This is a genomic window from Pseudomonas sp. Larv2_ips (assembly GCF_963879675.1).
Classification (GTDB): Bacteria; Pseudomonadota; Gammaproteobacteria; order Pseudomonadales; family Pseudomonadaceae; genus Aquipseudomonas.
This window is the reverse complement of sequence record NZ_CAWOAW010000027.1, coordinates 1,397,834-1,412,562: the sequence shown is the minus strand read 5'-3', so window position 1 is coordinate 1,412,562 and position 14,729 is coordinate 1,397,834. Positions and strand designations below refer to the sequence as shown.

General features: G+C 61.3%; 12 protein-coding genes. 7 read left to right on the top strand and 5 right to left on the bottom strand.

The features are described 5' to 3' along the window. Nucleotides 1–63 precede the first annotated feature (63 nt). Nucleotides 64–948, top strand: coding sequence for a DMT family transporter (locus AACV02_RS23340; RefSeq protein WP_119742274.1), 885 nt, complete (start codon nucleotides 64–66; stop codon nucleotides 946–948). A gap of 3 nt (nucleotides 949–951) precedes the next feature. On the opposite strand, the gene AACV02_RS23335 is transcribed toward AACV02_RS23340, so the two are convergent. Further along, nucleotides 952–1,239, bottom strand: coding sequence for a SelT/SelW/SelH family protein (locus AACV02_RS23335; RefSeq protein WP_106576434.1), 288 nt, complete (start codon nucleotides 1,237–1,239; stop codon nucleotides 952–954). Between the two features lie 84 nt (nucleotides 1,240–1,323). Between AACV02_RS23335 and AACV02_RS23330 the strand changes: the two genes are divergently transcribed. Beyond that, a complete protein-coding gene (locus tag AACV02_RS23330) occupies nucleotides 1,324–3,513 on the top strand; it encodes a patatin-like phospholipase family protein (protein WP_119742272.1) in 2,190 nt (729 codons plus the stop codon). A gap of 63 nt (nucleotides 3,514–3,576) precedes the next feature. Here the strand turns inward: AACV02_RS23330 and AACV02_RS23325 are convergent, their stop codons facing one another. After that, nucleotides 3,577–4,011 (bottom strand): MarR family transcriptional regulator, encoded by a 435-nt coding sequence (locus AACV02_RS23325; RefSeq protein ID WP_119742270.1) that lies wholly within the window; start codon nucleotides 4,009–4,011, stop codon nucleotides 3,577–3,579. A gap of 121 nt (nucleotides 4,012–4,132) precedes the next feature. Next, nucleotides 4,133–6,259, bottom strand: a complete 2,127-nt coding sequence (gene recQ, locus AACV02_RS23320) for a DNA helicase RecQ (RefSeq protein ID WP_053258024.1) — start codon at nucleotides 6,257–6,259, stop codon at nucleotides 4,133–4,135. Between the two features lie 275 nt (nucleotides 6,260–6,534). Here recQ and AACV02_RS23315 point away from each other — a divergent pair, with 275 nt between their 5' ends. From AACV02_RS23315 to AACV02_RS23305, 3 genes are all read left to right on the top strand, one after another. After that, a complete protein-coding gene (locus tag AACV02_RS23315; protein ID WP_106576431.1) occupies nucleotides 6,535–7,122 on the top strand; it encodes a UPF0149 family protein in 588 nt (195 codons plus the stop codon). A 20-nt stretch (nucleotides 7,123–7,142) separates the two neighbouring features. Beyond that, nucleotides 7,143–7,532 carry a YbaN family protein gene (locus AACV02_RS23310; protein ID WP_119742268.1) on the top strand — a complete coding sequence of 130 codons (390 nt, stop codon included), beginning with the start codon at nucleotides 7,143–7,145 and terminating at the stop codon, nucleotides 7,530–7,532. Nucleotides 7,533–7,757: 225 nt separating this feature from the next. Next, nucleotides 7,758–11,228, top strand: a complete 3,471-nt coding sequence (locus tag AACV02_RS23305) for a hybrid sensor histidine kinase/response regulator (RefSeq protein WP_119742266.1) — start codon at nucleotides 7,758–7,760, stop codon at nucleotides 11,226–11,228. A 105-nt stretch (nucleotides 11,229–11,333) separates the two neighbouring features. Here AACV02_RS23305 and rmuC read toward each other — a convergent pair whose 3' ends face one another. Further along, entirely contained in the window at nucleotides 11,334–12,698 is a 1,365-nt protein-coding gene (gene rmuC, locus AACV02_RS23300) for a DNA recombination protein RmuC (protein WP_177413718.1), read from the bottom strand. A 175-nt stretch (nucleotides 12,699–12,873) separates the two neighbouring features. Further along, complete coding sequence (locus AACV02_RS23295) at nucleotides 12,874–13,197, bottom strand: hypothetical protein (protein WP_043293316.1); 324 nt, start codon at nucleotides 13,195–13,197, stop codon at nucleotides 12,874–12,876. Nucleotides 13,198–13,655: 458 nt separating this feature from the next. Here AACV02_RS23295 and AACV02_RS23290 point away from each other — a divergent pair, with 458 nt between their 5' ends. Further along, complete coding sequence (locus AACV02_RS23290; protein ID WP_119742262.1) at nucleotides 13,656–13,961, top strand: hypothetical protein; 306 nt, start codon at nucleotides 13,656–13,658, stop codon at nucleotides 13,959–13,961. Nucleotides 13,962–14,404: 443 nt separating this feature from the next. Beyond that, nucleotides 14,405–14,629, top strand: coding sequence for a hypothetical protein (locus AACV02_RS23285; protein WP_106576426.1), 225 nt, complete (start codon nucleotides 14,405–14,407; stop codon nucleotides 14,627–14,629). The last annotated feature ends 100 nt before the right edge of the window (nucleotides 14,630–14,729 follow it).

The window sequence follows — 14,729 nt, the reverse complement described above, 5'->3', positions numbered from 1 at the left end:
CAGACGCCCACACCTCCAACCTCTAGACTGCGATTCTGTCACCCCGTTGGTTCAAGGATCGCAATGACTCCCCGCTCAGCCCTCGGCGCCCTGCATATCGGCGCACTGATGTTTGGCCTCACCGGCGTATTCGGCAAGCTGGCGGCAGCCTCGCCCGCCATCATCGTCTTTGGCCGGGCGGCCTTCGCCGTGGTGGCGCTCGCCGTGTTTGCGCGATTCGCCAGCAACACCACCTGGAAAACACTCCAGATGCGCGACTGGCGCCGCCTGCTGATCAGCGGCGTGCTGCTCGCGGCGCATTGGGTAACCTTCTTCATCGCGGTCAAAGTCGCCGGCGTCGCCGTCGCCACGCTTGGGTTTACCGCGTTCCCGGCGTTTACCGTGATTCTCGAAGGACTGATCTTCCGCGAGCGCATTCGCGCCAATGAAGTGCTGCTGGTGGTACTGGTCAGTGTCGGCCTGATCCTGGTGACGCCAGACTTCAACCTTGCCAGCGCAGCCACCGGCGGCCTGCTCTGGGGCATTGCCTCGGGCCTGCTGTTTTCGCTGCTGTCGCTGAACAACCGCGCCAGTTCCGGGCGCATCCCCGCGGTGCAGGCGGCGCTGTGTCAGAACGTGGTGGTCGCGGCTTGTCTGCTGCCAGTGGCGGCACCCGGACTGGCGGATGTGCGGGCAATTGACTGGTTGTGGATCGGGCTGCTCGGGGTGTTCTGTACCGGCCTGGCCCACAGCCTGTTTGTCGCCAGCCTGGCGGTGATCAAGGCGCGCACCGCCTCGGTGGTGTTTGCCATGGAACCGGTCTACGGCATCACCGCGGCCTGGGTGCTGTTTGCCGAAACCCCGACCCTGCGCATGCTGCTGGGCGGCGCGCTGATCATCGTCGCCATCGTGCTTTCCGGGCTGATGGGCAGCACCAGCCAAGCCAAGGCGCCTGCGGCGACGGCCTGATGCTCAGGCTGTGCGGTCGTTGTGGCCCAGATCCCGCTGTGGGTCGATCTGGTCACGCACGCGCTGCTTGAGCACCTTGGCTTCGGGGAAGCCGCCGTCGGCCTTGCGCTCCCAGATCTGCACGCCATCGCAGGTGATGCGAAACGCGCCGCCGGTGGCCGGCTCCAGCGCCACACGGCCCAGATCATCGGCAAACGTACTCAACAATTCCTGGGCCAGCCACGCGGCGCGCAACAGCCACTGGCACTGGGTGCAATAGGTGATGACGATCTCGGGTTTGCTCAGCGACATAATTTGAGAGGTTCCTGGCATAACGGGCTGGGTGAATCGGGTGGCTATAATACCGGCCTTTATTGCCCAGCCTCGAGATTCATGATGCGCCGCCTGTTGTCTTGCCTGTTTCTGTGTTTGCTCCCATTGCTCGCCGACGCCGTTGAAACACCCCGCCCCAAAATCGGCCTCGTGCTGTCCGGCGGCGCCGCGCGTGGCCTGGCGCATATCGGTGTACTCAAGGCCCTGGAGGAGCAAGGGATCCAGATCGATGCGATTGCCGGCACCAGCATGGGCGCGGTGATTGGCGGGCTGTACGCCTCGGGCTACAAGATTGATGAGCTGGAAAAGCTCGCGCTGAATATCGACTGGCAACAAGCGCTGTCCGACGCACCGCCGCGCGAAGACGTGCCGTTTCGACGCAAGCAGGACGACCGCGACTTTTTGGTCAAACAGAAGCTCAGTTTCCGTGACGACGGCAGCCTCGGCCTGCCACTCGGAGTGATTCAGGGTCAGAACCTGGCACTGCTGCTGGAAAGCATGTTCGCCCACAGCAGCAACACGCGTAACTTCGACAAGCTGCCGATCCCGTTCCGCGCGGTGGCCACCGACATCACCACCGGCGAAAAAGTCGTGTTCAACAAAGGCCACTTGCCCCAGGTGATCCGCGCGAGCATGTCGATCCCGGCGGTGTTCGCCCCGGTGGAAATCGACGGCCGGCTGCTGGTGGACGGCGGCATGACCGACAACATCCCGCTGGACGTGGCACGCGAGATGGGCGTCGACATTGCCATCGTGGTCGACATCGGCACCCCGCTGCGTTCGCGCAAGCAACTTGCCACTGTCGTCGATGTGCTCAACCAGTCGATCACCCTGATGACCCGGCGCAACTCTGAAGAGCAACTCAAGGCGCTGCACCCCAAGGATGTGCTGATCCAACCGCCGCTGGCGGCCTACGGCGTGACGGACTTCGGCCGCGCCAAGGACATGATCGACGCCGGCTACCGCGCCACCCGCGCGCTTGATATACGCCTGGCACACCTGCGCCCCGCTGAGCCTGTCGACCCGCAACTGATCGCGGCCCGCACGCCCGGCGAGCGCACGCCCGTGATCACCGCCATCAAGGTGGAGAACGACTCGAAGGTCAGCGATGACGTGATCCGCTATTACATCCGCCAAAACCTGGGCGAGCCGTTGAACCTGGGCCGTCTGCAAACCGACATGGGCACCCTGTACGGCCTGGACTACTTCGAGCAGGTGCAATACCGCGTGGTGAAAAAGGGCCAGGACAATACCCTGGTGATCAGTGCTCGCGGCAAACGCAGCGGCACCGACTACTTGCGCCTGGGCCTGAACCTGTCGGATGACATGCGCGGCGACAGCGCCTTCAACCTCGGCGCCAGCTACCGCATGAATGGCATCAATCGCCTCGGCGCCGAATGGCTGACGCGGGTGCAGATCGGTGATCGCCAAGAGCTGTACAGCGAGTTCTACCAGCCACTGGATGTCGGTTCACGCTACTTCGTCGCGCCCTATATCAGTGCCCAGGCGCAGAACGTTGAACTGATTCTGGACAACGATCCCATCTCCGAATACCGCCTGGAGCGTTATGGCTTTGGCTTGAACGTCGGTCGCCAGATCGGCAACAGCGGCGAAATCCGCTTCGGCGTCGGCGAAGCCTGGGGCAAGGCGGACGTGCGCATCGGCGACCGCGACCTGCCGAGCGTGAGCTTCAGCGAGGGCTTCTATGAACTGAAGTACTCGTTCGACTCGCTCGATAACGTGTACTTCCCACACACCGGCGAAGACATCGGCCTGGCGTTCCGCGAATTCGAGCCCGGGTTAGGCTCGGACCAGCGCTATCGACAATGGGAGTTCAAACTGGACAAGGCCATGAGCCGCGGCCCGGACACGCTCATACTGGGCGGCCGTTACGGGCGCACTCTGGATAAATCCGACGTGGTGGTGTCCAGCTTCCTGCTGGGCGGCGCGCGGCAATTGTCGGGCTTTCGCGAAGATGCGATCTCGGGGCAGAACATCGCTCTGATGCGCGCGGTGTACTACCGCCGCCTGACGCCGCGCTCGTACCTGCCGCTGGATTTCCCGCTGTACCTGGGGGCCTCGGTGGAACGCGGCCGGGCGTGGAACAACGACAATCAATTCGACAGCGGTTACATCAACGCTGCGAGTATTTTCCTGGGGTTCGATACCCCGCTGGGGCCGCTGAATTTCAGCTACGGGTTCAATGATGACAATCAGCAGGCGGTGTACCTGAACCTCGGCCAGACGTTCTAGGCACAAAAAAAAGTGGAAGCTGGCAAGCCAGCTCCCACTTTTTGATCACTGGCGAATCCCAGATCAGGACTTTTCCAGATTCGCCAGGATGTGCCCATGCACACGCATGCACACGCGCAGATCCTCTTCATCCACGCCCACAAACAGCTCATGGCGCAACGCGGTGGCAATGGTTTCAATCTGGTCAATCAACGGGCGGGCGGTGTCGCACAGCAATATGCGTTTGGCACGACGGTCTTCCAGCACCGCCTGGCGTTGCACCAGACCCTGACCTTCAAGGCTGTCGAGCAGGCGGGCCAGCGTCGGCCCTTCGACGCCAACACTTTGAGCCAGCTCGCGCTGAGTGGGCGCTTCCGCAAAACGGGCCAGGTGCAACAGCACCAGCCAACGCGCCTGGGACAAACCCAGCCCCGCCAAGCGGCGGTCCAGGTCGGCGCGCCAACCTCGGGACATTTGCGCCAACTGCATGCCAAAGCGGTGTTGATCGGTTAAAGGCATAAAAAACTCATGGTTTAGACTGAAAATAAAGTGTGGCTAATTATTAGTCAGCTAAGCATGAGCCATGCCAGGAGGCAAGCGCCGCTCTGTACTGATTCGTTACATTGGCGCAATTGGCACACTAAATTTCGAATTCCGACTGCAAAGCAGCCCGCACGCAATACAAAACACCTTCAGGCACACGGCCGGTAAACAGCGGCGCGATCTCCGCAACCGGTGGCAATTCGCCCTCTCCGTCGAGGAATGCATCCTGGATTTCACCGAGCAGATCTTCCGGCAAATCAAGGGCCTGCTCCAACGACAACTGCTGCTTGCCGATGGATTCGGCCAGCAGGGTATAGACGTTTTTTTCCGAACATTGCAGTTGGCCGGCAATCTGGATCGGGGTCATGCCGGCACGCGCCAGGCTGATCAATTCGTGGCGAATATCGGCGACTTCCTTCGGCGCCTCGGCCTGGCCGCCGAGCACTTCGAGGAAGGCTTGCCCGTAGCGTTCCAGCTTGCGCGCGCCGACGCCGCTGACCCGGGCCATTTCGGCCATGGTGGTCGGCTGCTCGCGCAGCATCTCCAGCAACGTGGAGTCGGGGAAAATAACGTAAGGCGGCACGCTGTGTTCCTGCGCAAGTTTGCGCCGCAGGGTGCGCAAGGCTTCCCATTGCTCGCGCTCTTCGCCACGGACCAACTGGCTGGCCTGGCTGGTGCTGCTCTTGGCCGTGGTCTGCGGTTTGAGGTCGCGACGCAGCTCCAGGCTCACTTCGCCCTTGAGCAATGGCCGGCAACTGTCGTTCAGGCGCAGGCCGCCATACCCTTCCAGGTCGATGTCCACCAGGCCGCGGGCGACCATCTGGCGGAACAGTGAGCGCCACTCGCCCTCAGCGCGGGCTTTGCCGACGCCATAGACCGAGAGTTTTTCGTGGCCGAAGCTGCGCACTTTTTCGTTGTCCTTGCCCAGCAACACATCCACCAGATGGCCCACGCCGTAACGCTGGCCGGTGCGATAGATGGCCGACAACGCCTGGCGCGCCGGCTCGGTGGCGTCCCAGGTCTGCACGCCGTCCACGCAGTTGTCGCAGTGGCCGCACGGCTCGGGCATGTCTTCGTCGAAGTACGCCAGCAGCGTTTGGCGGCGGCAGCGCGTCTCTTCACACAGCGACAGCATCGCGTCGAGCTTGTGTTGCTCCAGTCGCTTGTGACGCTCGTCGCCCTCGGAGTTCTGCAGCATCTGCTTGAGCATCACCACGTCTTGCAGGCCGTAGACCATCCAGGCATCCGCCGGCAGGCCATCACGGCCGGCGCGACCGGTTTCCTGGTAATACGCCTCGAGGGACTTGGGCAGGTCCATGTGCGCGACAAAGCGCACGTTGGATTTGTCGATACCCATGCCGAACGCGATGGTCGCCACCATGATCAGGCCTTCCTCATTGAGAAAGCGCTTCTGGTGGGCAGAGCGCGTTTCATTGGGCAGGCCCGCGTGGTACGGCAGCGCCGGGTAGCCTTGCTCGCAGAGGAACGCGGCCACTTCATCGACCTTCTTGCGCGACAGGCAATAGACGATGCCCGCATCGCTGCGCCGCTCGGACAGGAACGCCAGCAACTGCTTGCGCGGCTGCTCCTTGGGCACAATGCGGTAGAAGATGTTCGGCCGGTCGAAACTCGACAGGAAGCGCTCAGCGTTCTGCAAATGCAGGCGCTCGACGATTTCTTCACGGGTGCGTTTGTCGGCAGTGGCCGTCAACGCGATGCGCGGGACGTCGGGAAACAATTCCGCCAATTGGCCCAGCTGCAAATATTCGCGACGAAAATCGTGGCCCCATTGCGATACGCAGTGGGCTTCATCGATGGCGAACAGGGCGATTTCCAGGCTCTGCAAAAACGCCAGCATGCGCGGCTGCACCAGACGCTCAGGGGCCAGGTAAAGCATCTTCACTTCACCGCGCTTGATGCGCGCGGCCAGGTCGCGCTGCTGCTCGGCGCTGAGGGTGGAGTTCAAGGAGGCGGCGGCGACACCAAGCTCTTCAAGGGTGGCGACCTGGTCGTCCATCAACGCGATCAGCGGCGACACCACCACGGCCAGGCCGTTACGCAACAGCGCCGGCACCTGGAAGCACAACGACTTGCCGCCGCCGGTAGGCATCAGCACCAGGGCATCACCGCCACTGGCCACGCGCTCAATGATCGCACCCTGGCGGCCACGAAAACTGTCGTAGCCGAAGATGTCCTTGAGGACGCGTTGAGCCTGCTCGAGCATGTAAAACTCCAAAATGGTGCCGAAATCCCTCTGTACAGGCTGGCCGAAAAACCCCGGCTTCACGGGAAATAATCCGTAAGCGAAGTTTTCGCGGGTTGGCGCTTGGCCTGCAGGGGCATCACAAAACGCGGCAGTATACCCGAGCGTCGGTCCGCAAAGGGCGCCACTGACGAACAGCGACTGCTATCTAAAACCTGGCAAATATGCCTTGCAGCTGGCCTGGGGGCTCAAGAAAGCCTAGAATTGCGCATCGTTTATTCCCAAGGTATGCCGTAATGTCCTTCGCTGAGCAACTAACCCGCCTGCAAGCCTTCCTCGACGCCGATGAGCTGCATGACGAGGCGCTGGACTACGTGGCCGCCCACGGCTACCTGACCGCCCTGTCGATCTCTTCCGACATCGTGCCGGACCGTGAGTGGATCGACGCCTTGTTCGCTGAAGAGCCGCATTACGCCGATGCCGCCCAACGCGAAGAAATCGAATCCACCCTGCTGGCCCTCAAGGCCCACATCGGTCGCCAACTGGCTTCCGATGAGGAATTCGAGCTGCCTTGCGAGCTGGACCTCGGCGAAGACCCGGATGACTCCGACCTGCGCGGCTGGTGCATCGGTTTCATGGAAGGCGTGTTCCTGCGCGAAGCCGCCTGGTTCGAAACCGCCGAGGAAGAAGTCAGCGAAATGCTGCTGCCGATCATGGTCGGTTCGGGTCTGTTCGACGACCAGCCGGAATTCTCCGACATCGCTTCCGACGCCAACCTGATGGACGACATGATCGTACAGATCCCGGAAGCCCTGACCGCCCTGTACCTGTTGTGCAACGCCCCTGACGAAAAACCGGCGATCCTCAAGCCCCGTCACCACTGAGTCGTTTGCCCGTGTCCCCCATGGGCAATCGCTCGCTACTCCTGCGTTACGCACTGCTGGCCATCGGCTGGTTGAGCGTGGCGCTGGGAGTGATCGGCATCTTCCTTCCAGTACTGCCGACCACGCCCTTCCTGCTACTCGCCGCCGCCTGCTTCGCTCGAAGCTCCCCGCGTTTCTACCACTGGCTAGTGGAACACCCGCGCCTGGGCCCGTGGATCAAAGACTACCTGGACGGCAATGGCATTCCGCTCAAGGGCAAGGTCTACGCACTCGGCTTGATGTGGCTGAGCATTGGTTTCTCCTGCTACCTGGTGCCGCTGCCGTGGGCACGCGGTTTTATGCTCACCAGTGCCGTGCTCGTGACTGTCTATATTCTGCGCCAGAAAACCCTGCCGCCTCGCGAACGGTAGGCGCGGGCTTGGGTGGTAGCCGGGCTTGCCCGCGATAGCATCGCCACGGTGCAACTGTCACACCGTAGCGCCTGAATCGCAGGCAAGCCAGCTCCCACACTTGCCAGCAGCTACATAAGCCAGATCCTGCACACGACCTTGGTCGACACTGACTAACCCCAAGCATCATGCGAGACTGTCCCACCGGGCCTGGAATGCCTGGGTGTTCTTATGCTCGGAGTTACCATGACGCTGTCCAGCGGGCTGATCGCCGCCGTTGCCCTGGCCTATATGGCCATTATGTTTGCCATCGCTTTTTACGGTGACCGTCGCCATGCGCCGTTGCCGCCGAAAGTACGCGCCTGGGTGTACAGCCTGTCGCTGGCCGTCTACTGCACCAGTTGGACCTTCTTCGGTGCGGTAGGCCAGGCCGCCGAACAGCTGTGGGCATTTTTACCGATCTATCTAGGACCGGTACTGCTGCTTGTGTTGGCACCCTGGGTGCTGCAGAAGATGATTCTGATCAGCAAGCAGGAAAACATCACCTCCATCGCCGACTTTATCGCCGCGCGCTACGGAAAATCCCAGTCGCTGGCGGTGGTAGTGGCGCTGATCTGCCTGGTCGGCGTGTTGCCCTACATCGCCCTGCAGCTCAAAGGTATCGTGCTGGGCGTGAACCTGTTGATCGGCTCCGGCCCCGACACCACTGGCACGCGCGCCCAGGACACGGCCCTTATCGTGTCGCTGGTGCTGGCGCTGTTCACCATCGTGTTTGGTACGCGCAACCTTGACGCCACCGAGCACCACCGTGGCATGGTGCTGGCGATTGCCTTTGAATCCTTGGTCAAGCTGTTCGCCTTTCTCGCTGTCGGCGCGTTTGTGACCTACGGCTTGTATGACGGTTTCGGCGACCTGTTCAGCCAAGCGATGCTGGCCCCGCGCCTTGAGGAATACTGGAAAGAAACCATCAACTGGCCGTCGATGGTGGTGCAAACCGGCGTGGCGATGATGGCGATTATTTGCCTGCCCAGGCAGTTTCACGTCACCGTCGTGGAAAACATCGACCCGCAGGATTTACGCCTGGCCAAGTGGGTGTTCCCGGCCTACCTGATCCTCGCCGCGCTGTTCGTCATCCCCATCGCGCTTGGCGGCAAAATGCTGCTGCCCGGCTCGGTATTGCCGGACTCCTACGTGATCAGCCTGCCCATGGCCGAGGCGCACCCGGCCCTTGCCGTGCTGGCGTTTATTGGCGGCGCGTCGGCGGCGACCGGCATGGTGATCGTGGCCAGCATCGCCCTGTCGACCATGGTGTCCAACGACATGTTGCTGCCATGGCTGCTGCGACGCTCCAGTGCCGAGCGGCCGTTCGAAGTGTTCCGCCACTGGATGCTCTCGGTGCGCCGGGTCAGCATTGTGATCATCCTGCTGCTGGCCTACGTGAGTTACCGGCTGCTCGGCTCCACCGCGAGCCTGGCGACCATCGGCCAGATCGCCTTCGCGGCTGTCACCCAGCTGGCCCCGGCGATGCTGGGCGCGCTGTACTGGAAGCAGGCGAACCGGCGCGGCGTGTTCGCTGGGTTGGCGGCGGGCACGTTTTTGTGGTTCTACACGTTGGTCCTACCGGTCACGGCGAAAAGTCTGGGCTGGTCGCTGAGCCTTTTCCCCGGGCTGACGTGGATGCATTCACACCCGTTTGGCTTCTCCGTGACCTCGCTGACCTTGGGCACCGTGTTCTCGCTGGCGGGTAACTTCACGTTGTTTGTGTGGGTCTCGATGCTGTCGCGCACACGGGTCTCGGAACATTGGCAGGCTGGACGCTTTATCGGCCAGGAAATCAGCCAACGCGCCAGCGCGCGCTCGATGTTGTCGGTGCAGATCAGCGACCTGCTCAGCCTGGCGGCGCGCTTTGTCGGTGAAGAACGTGCCCAGCAGAGTTTTATCCGCTTCGCCTATCGCCAGGGCAAAGGCTTCAACCCCAACCAGAATGCCGACAACGATTGGATTGCCCATACCGAACGCCTGCTGGCGGGCGTGCTCGGCGCCTCTTCGACACGCGCTGTAGTAAAAGCCGCAATTGAAGGGCGGGAAATGCAACTGGAGGACGTCGTACGCATCGCCGACGAAGCCTCCGAAGTGCTGCAGTTCAACCGCGCGCTGCTGCAAGGCGCCATCGAAAACATCACCCAGGGCATCAGCGTGGTCGACCAGTCGCTGAAGCTGGTGGCCTGGAACCGGCGCTATCTGGAGCTGTTCAACTACCCGGACGGTTTGATCAGTGTGGGCCGGCCGATTGCCGACATCATTCGCTACAACGCCGAGCGCGGCCTGTGCGGGCCAGGGGAAGCCGAAGTGCACGTCGCGCGGCGCCTGCACTGGATGCGCCAGGGCCGTGCGCATACGTCCGAGCGCCTGTTTCCGAATGGGCGCGTGATCGAGCTGATCGGCAACCCAATGCCCGGCGGCGGGTTCGTCATGAGCTTCACCGACATCACCGCGTTCCGTGAAGCCGAACAAGCCCTGACCGAGGCCAACGAGGGCCTGGAACAACGGGTGACCGAACGCACCCATGAACTGTCGCAACTGAATGTGGCGCTCACCGACGCCAAAGGCGTGGCCGAATCCGCCAGCCAATCGAAGACGCGCTTTCTGGCGGCAGTGAGCCACGACCTGATGCAACCGTTGAACGCGGCACGATTGTTCTCCGCCGCCCTCTCCCACCAGAACGACGGCCTGTCTGCCGAAGCCCGCCAGTTGGTACAGCACCTGGACAGCTCGCTGCGCTCCGCCGAAGACCTGATCAGCGACCTGCTGGATATCTCGCGCCTGGAAAACGGCAAGATCAATCCACAGCGACAGCCCTTCGTCCTTAACGAGTTGTTCGACACCCTGGGAGCAGAATTCAAGGCACTGGCCCATGAGCAAGGCCTGCGTTTTCGCCTGCGCGGCAGCCGTCTGCGGGTGGACAGCGACATCAAGTTACTGCGGCGGATCCTGCAGAACTTTCTTACTAACGCATTCCGCTATGCCGACGGCCCGGTGTTACTTGGCGTACGCCGACGCAAGGGCGAACTGTGCCTGGAAGTGTGGGATCGCGGCCCTGGCATCCCGCTGGATAAACAACAGGTGATCTTCGAAGAGTTCAAGCGCCTGGACAGCCACCAGACCCGCGCCGAAAAAGGCCTGGGCCTGGGCCTGGCAATCGCCGACGGCCTGTGCCGAGTGCTCGGCCATCGTTTGAGCGTGCGTTCGTGGCCGGGTAAAGGCAGCGTGTTCAGCGTGCGTGTGCCGTTGGCGCGTAACCAGAGCAGCCCCAAGGTGAAGACTACGCAGGATAACGGGCTGCCGTTGAGCGGTGCCCAGGTGCTGTGTGTGGACAATGAAGAAAGCATCCTGATCGGCATGCGCAGCCTGCTCACGCGCTGGGGTTGCGAGGTGTGGACCGCTACCGACCAGGCGCAATGTGCACTGTTGCTGGCCGAGGGCGTGCGCCCGCAACTGGCGCTGGTGGACTACCACCTGGACCACGGCGAGACAGGCACCGAGTTGATGGGCTGGCTGCGCGCGCAACTGGCGGAGCCGATTCCCGGGGTGGTGATCAGCGCCGATGGGCGCCCGGAAATGGTGGCCGAGGTGCATGCCGCAGGGCTGGATTATTTGGCCAAGCCGGTGAAGCCTGCGGCGTTGCGGGCATTGATCAGTCGGCATTTGCCATTGTAGGAATCACCGAATTCATTCCCCCTGTGGGAGCTGGCTTGCCTGCGATAGCAGTGGATCAGTCACCAAAGCTATCGCAGGCAAGCCAGCTCCCACATTGACCGCGTGCTACTCCGGTAAGTGTGCGACGCCGTCCGAGTCGGTCATCGCCCGTTCGAGCAAGTCCGCCGGCAAGCTTTTGCTCGCACGCGCACCCAGCAACCTTAACTGCTCGGTTCGGCTGACCAGATTTCCACGGCCATCCGTCAGCTTGTTTCGCGCCGCGCTGTAGGCCTTATCCAGCTGCTGCAGGCGGTTGCCGACTTCATCCAGGTCCTGGATAAACAGTACGAACTTGTCATACAGCCAGCCGGCGCGCTCGGCAATTTCCCGCGCGTTCTGGCTCTGGCGTTCCTGCTTCCACAGGCTGTCGATCACCCGCAGGGTGGCCAGCAAGGTGGTGGGGCTGACAATCACGATATGGCGGTCGAACGCCTCCTGGAACAGGTTCGGCTCGGCCTGCAACGCGGCGGAAAACGCAGCTTCTATCGGCACGAACAACAGCACGAAATCCAGGCTGTGCAGACCTTCGAGGCGCTTGTAATCCTTACTGGCCAAGCCTTTGACGTGATTGCGCAGGGACAGCACGTGCTGTTTCAGCGCCGCCTGGCCGATCACATCGTCATCCGCTGCAACGTATTGTTGATAGGCAGTGAGGCTGACCTTGGAGTCGACCACCACCTGCTTGTCGCCGGGCAGCATGATCAACACGTCCGGCTGGAAGCGCTCGCCGTCCGGGCCTTTGAGGCTGACCTGGGTCTGATACTCGCGGCCCTTCTCCAGACCGGCATGCTCAAGCACGCGCTCAAGAATCAGCTCGCCCCAGTTGCCCTGGGTTTTCTGGCCCTTGAGCGCGCGCGTGAGGTTGGTGGCCTCGTCTGACAGTCGCAGGTTCAGTTGCTGCAGGCGCTCAAGCTCCTTGGCCAGGGAGAAGCGCTCGCGCGCCTCATTCTGGTAGCTTTCTTCCACGCGTTTTTCAAACGACTGGATGCGTTCCTTGAGCGGGTCGAGCAACTGGCCCAGGCGCTCCTGGCTGGTTTCGGCAAACCGTTGCTCACGTTCATCGAAGATCTTGCCGGCAAGCTCGGCGAACTGCGCACGCAGCTCGTCCCGCGAGCCTTGCAGGTCAGCAAGGCGTTGTTGATGGCTTTCCTGTTGTTCGCGCAGTTCGGCGCGCAACGCCGAGGACAGCGCATCGAGGCGGCGCAGCTCGGTTTCCTTGGCACTGCGGTCGAGATTCCAGGCGTGGGCAGCGTCGCGGGCGTTATCGCGGTCGATCTGGAGCAACTCGACTTCACGGCGAACGGCGGCCAGGTCAGCTTGTTTGGCGGCGTTGGCCTGGCTCAAGTCACTGATCTCGTCGCGGCTGGCGTCGAGTTGCGCGGCCAGCCCTTCCTGGGCCAATTGCGCGGTGGCCAGGCGCTCTTCGAGCAGTTCCCAGCCGGTCATGCGCGCGCTCAGCCGCCGTTGAATCTGCCAGCACACAGCCAATAAAGGCACTGCAGCGCCAGCCAGGCCCAAGGCAATACTGGTCCAGTCAAAAGCCATCGCCATTTCTGCCATCACCGAAAAAGAGCAAGGTTAACCAAGCCTAGGGCTTGAGGACAGCTCAGTCTTCGACCTGCCCCAGTTCGCGCTGGGCGCGGCGGTCGCCGGCACGGGCGGCCAGGCGCAACAGGTCATGGCCGATGCGGCGGTCGCGGGCATTGCCGCACTCCCGGCACATCAGCTGGCCCAGGCGACTCTGCGCGGCAACCACACCTTCACGGGCCGGCTGCTTGAGCAAGCGCCCGGCGAAGTGCTTGACGTTGGTACTGTGCCCCAGGCGCGGGCTGTCGAGCAGCCACAAGGCAACTTTCAAGGAGAAACGCTTGGGTGCGGTAACAGTCTGAGGGGTGTCGGTAACAGAAGGTGATACTGAGCGAAACTTCATAAAGCACTGCGGGACAGAACGGAAGGCGCGCCACTCTACTCTTTTTTTCCTACAGGTAAAGCTGAAAAATCCCTGCACGCCCGTTCTAGAGCAAGCGCTTGGGACAATCCACAGAAGCTGTGGATAACTCAGTGGACAACCCACCTTTAACGCGCGCAAAGGCCCATGGAACGGGGGCCGCAGTCAAACTGACGATTTTTTCACCAATAAAAAAAAGCGATATTTTTCATTGACTTAAATTTTCATTGCAGGCAAATGGCGGCGCTTCCAGGCCATAGACAGACTGGTTACATACCCCGCAACTAATGTGCACAAGTACCCACCCACTGGTTATATGGCTGAGGTTTTTTGCTTCGACACGTCCGAAAAATGTTACCGACAGGCCAAGCCAGGCACTTTTCAAATCCGCGCCGGCTCGCCACACTGACCGACTCCCCCACGCAACCTCCTAAGGCTCGATGAAAGGAATCCTCTTATTCGCCGTGTTGCTGCTGGCCATCTGTGTAACCTCATTGGCGGTCAATGCCGCGCTGCCCTCCCCCGACGGTGCGCTGTTTGCCATCGCCATCCTGGTATCAGCCGCGTTTACTGCCGTAACGCTGTGCATAGAGTTGGGTGAAGGCAGAATCAACGACATGCGCGAGGTAATGAACGTGATCGAGACCGGGCGGTCCTGGCGCTTGACCCTGGCGGCCTACGGGCTCGGCTGCTCACTGGCCGCGGCGGCTACCGTGCTGGTCTACCGCGGTTTGTTGGGCAGTTGAATGAAGTTTTTTGGCTAGCACACTTCCCTTCCGTGTTTCAATCCGTTACTATCCGCGGCGTTAGTACCAAGCTGAAAGTCAATTCTGGTCGAACAACTCCCCTGAACAACACGGGATCGACCACCTCGATGGTTTCCAGGTATTCCTTGCGACGACACTGCCTTTGAACAAGCAAAGGGTGTCGCGAAGTTTCAATACTCTGACCGAACCAGCCTGCAAATTGATCAGGATCTTCACCCCGGGCCCAGAACCTTTGCCCCTGTTGTGTTGCCTGCCCTCCTAAGTACCTACCTGCCAGCCCAAGCGCGCCTAACTTATTAGCGCTTCAAACTGGCTGCTTTGTTCCAGTCGGGTTCTTCGTTTGATCAATGGTGATCAACGTTACTGGAACGTTTTAACGTTGCACGGTTCTTAACCGTGTCATTTGTAGGAACACCAATAATATGTCCGCTCAAATCCACACTCAGGATGCCATTCGCACCCTCACCAACGCTTTTGCACCAATGAACTGCCTGATCATGGCCGCTCGCAAAGGCTGCTTCAGCTTCACCCTGGTCAACGAACACGGCATCGCTCGTCACAGCGAACGCCTGTACCCCGATCAATACTCCAGCGCAGAGCCGCTGCAGGCCGTGATCGAGCGTACCCGTCAGGCATTGATTGCCTGATCGACCCGAGTCGCTGAAACCCAAAAAACCCTGCTTGAAACGCAGGGTTTTTTATTGCCCAAAATTCGGCTTTTGAGTACTTGCACTAAGTTCGAATAGG

What these genes read in the sequence shown, in the direction of transcription:
- AACV02_RS23325 (WP_119742270.1), bottom strand. Translation starts at nt 4,011, where the DNA reads ATGCCTTTAACCGATCAACACCGCTTTGGCATGCAGTTGGCGCAAATG.
- AACV02_RS23310 (WP_119742268.1), top strand. Translation starts at nt 7,143, where the DNA reads ATGGGCAATCGCTCGCTACTCCTGCGTTACGCACTGCTGGCCATCGGC.
- AACV02_RS23305 (WP_119742266.1), top strand. Translation starts at nt 7,758, where the DNA reads ATGACGCTGTCCAGCGGGCTGATCGCCGCCGTTGCCCTGGCCTATATG.
- AACV02_RS23285 (WP_106576426.1), top strand. Translation starts at nt 14,405, where the DNA reads ATGTCCGCTCAAATCCACACTCAGGATGCCATTCGCACCCTCACCAAC.
- AACV02_RS23335 (WP_106576434.1), bottom strand. Translation starts at nt 1,239, where the DNA reads ATGTCGCTGAGCAAACCCGAGATCGTCATCACCTATTGCACCCAGTGC.
- AACV02_RS23340 (WP_119742274.1), top strand. Translation starts at nt 64, where the DNA reads ATGACTCCCCGCTCAGCCCTCGGCGCCCTGCATATCGGCGCACTGATG.
- AACV02_RS23290 (WP_119742262.1), top strand. Translation starts at nt 13,656, where the DNA reads ATGAAAGGAATCCTCTTATTCGCCGTGTTGCTGCTGGCCATCTGTGTA.
- recQ (WP_053258024.1), bottom strand. Translation starts at nt 6,259, where the DNA reads ATGCTCGAGCAGGCTCAACGCGTCCTCAAGGACATCTTCGGCTACGAC.
- AACV02_RS23330 (WP_119742272.1), top strand. Translation starts at nt 1,324, where the DNA reads ATGCGCCGCCTGTTGTCTTGCCTGTTTCTGTGTTTGCTCCCATTGCTC.
- AACV02_RS23295 (WP_043293316.1), bottom strand. Translation starts at nt 13,197, where the DNA reads ATGAAGTTTCGCTCAGTATCACCTTCTGTTACCGACACCCCTCAGACT.
- AACV02_RS23315 (WP_106576431.1), top strand. Translation starts at nt 6,535, where the DNA reads ATGTCCTTCGCTGAGCAACTAACCCGCCTGCAAGCCTTCCTCGACGCC.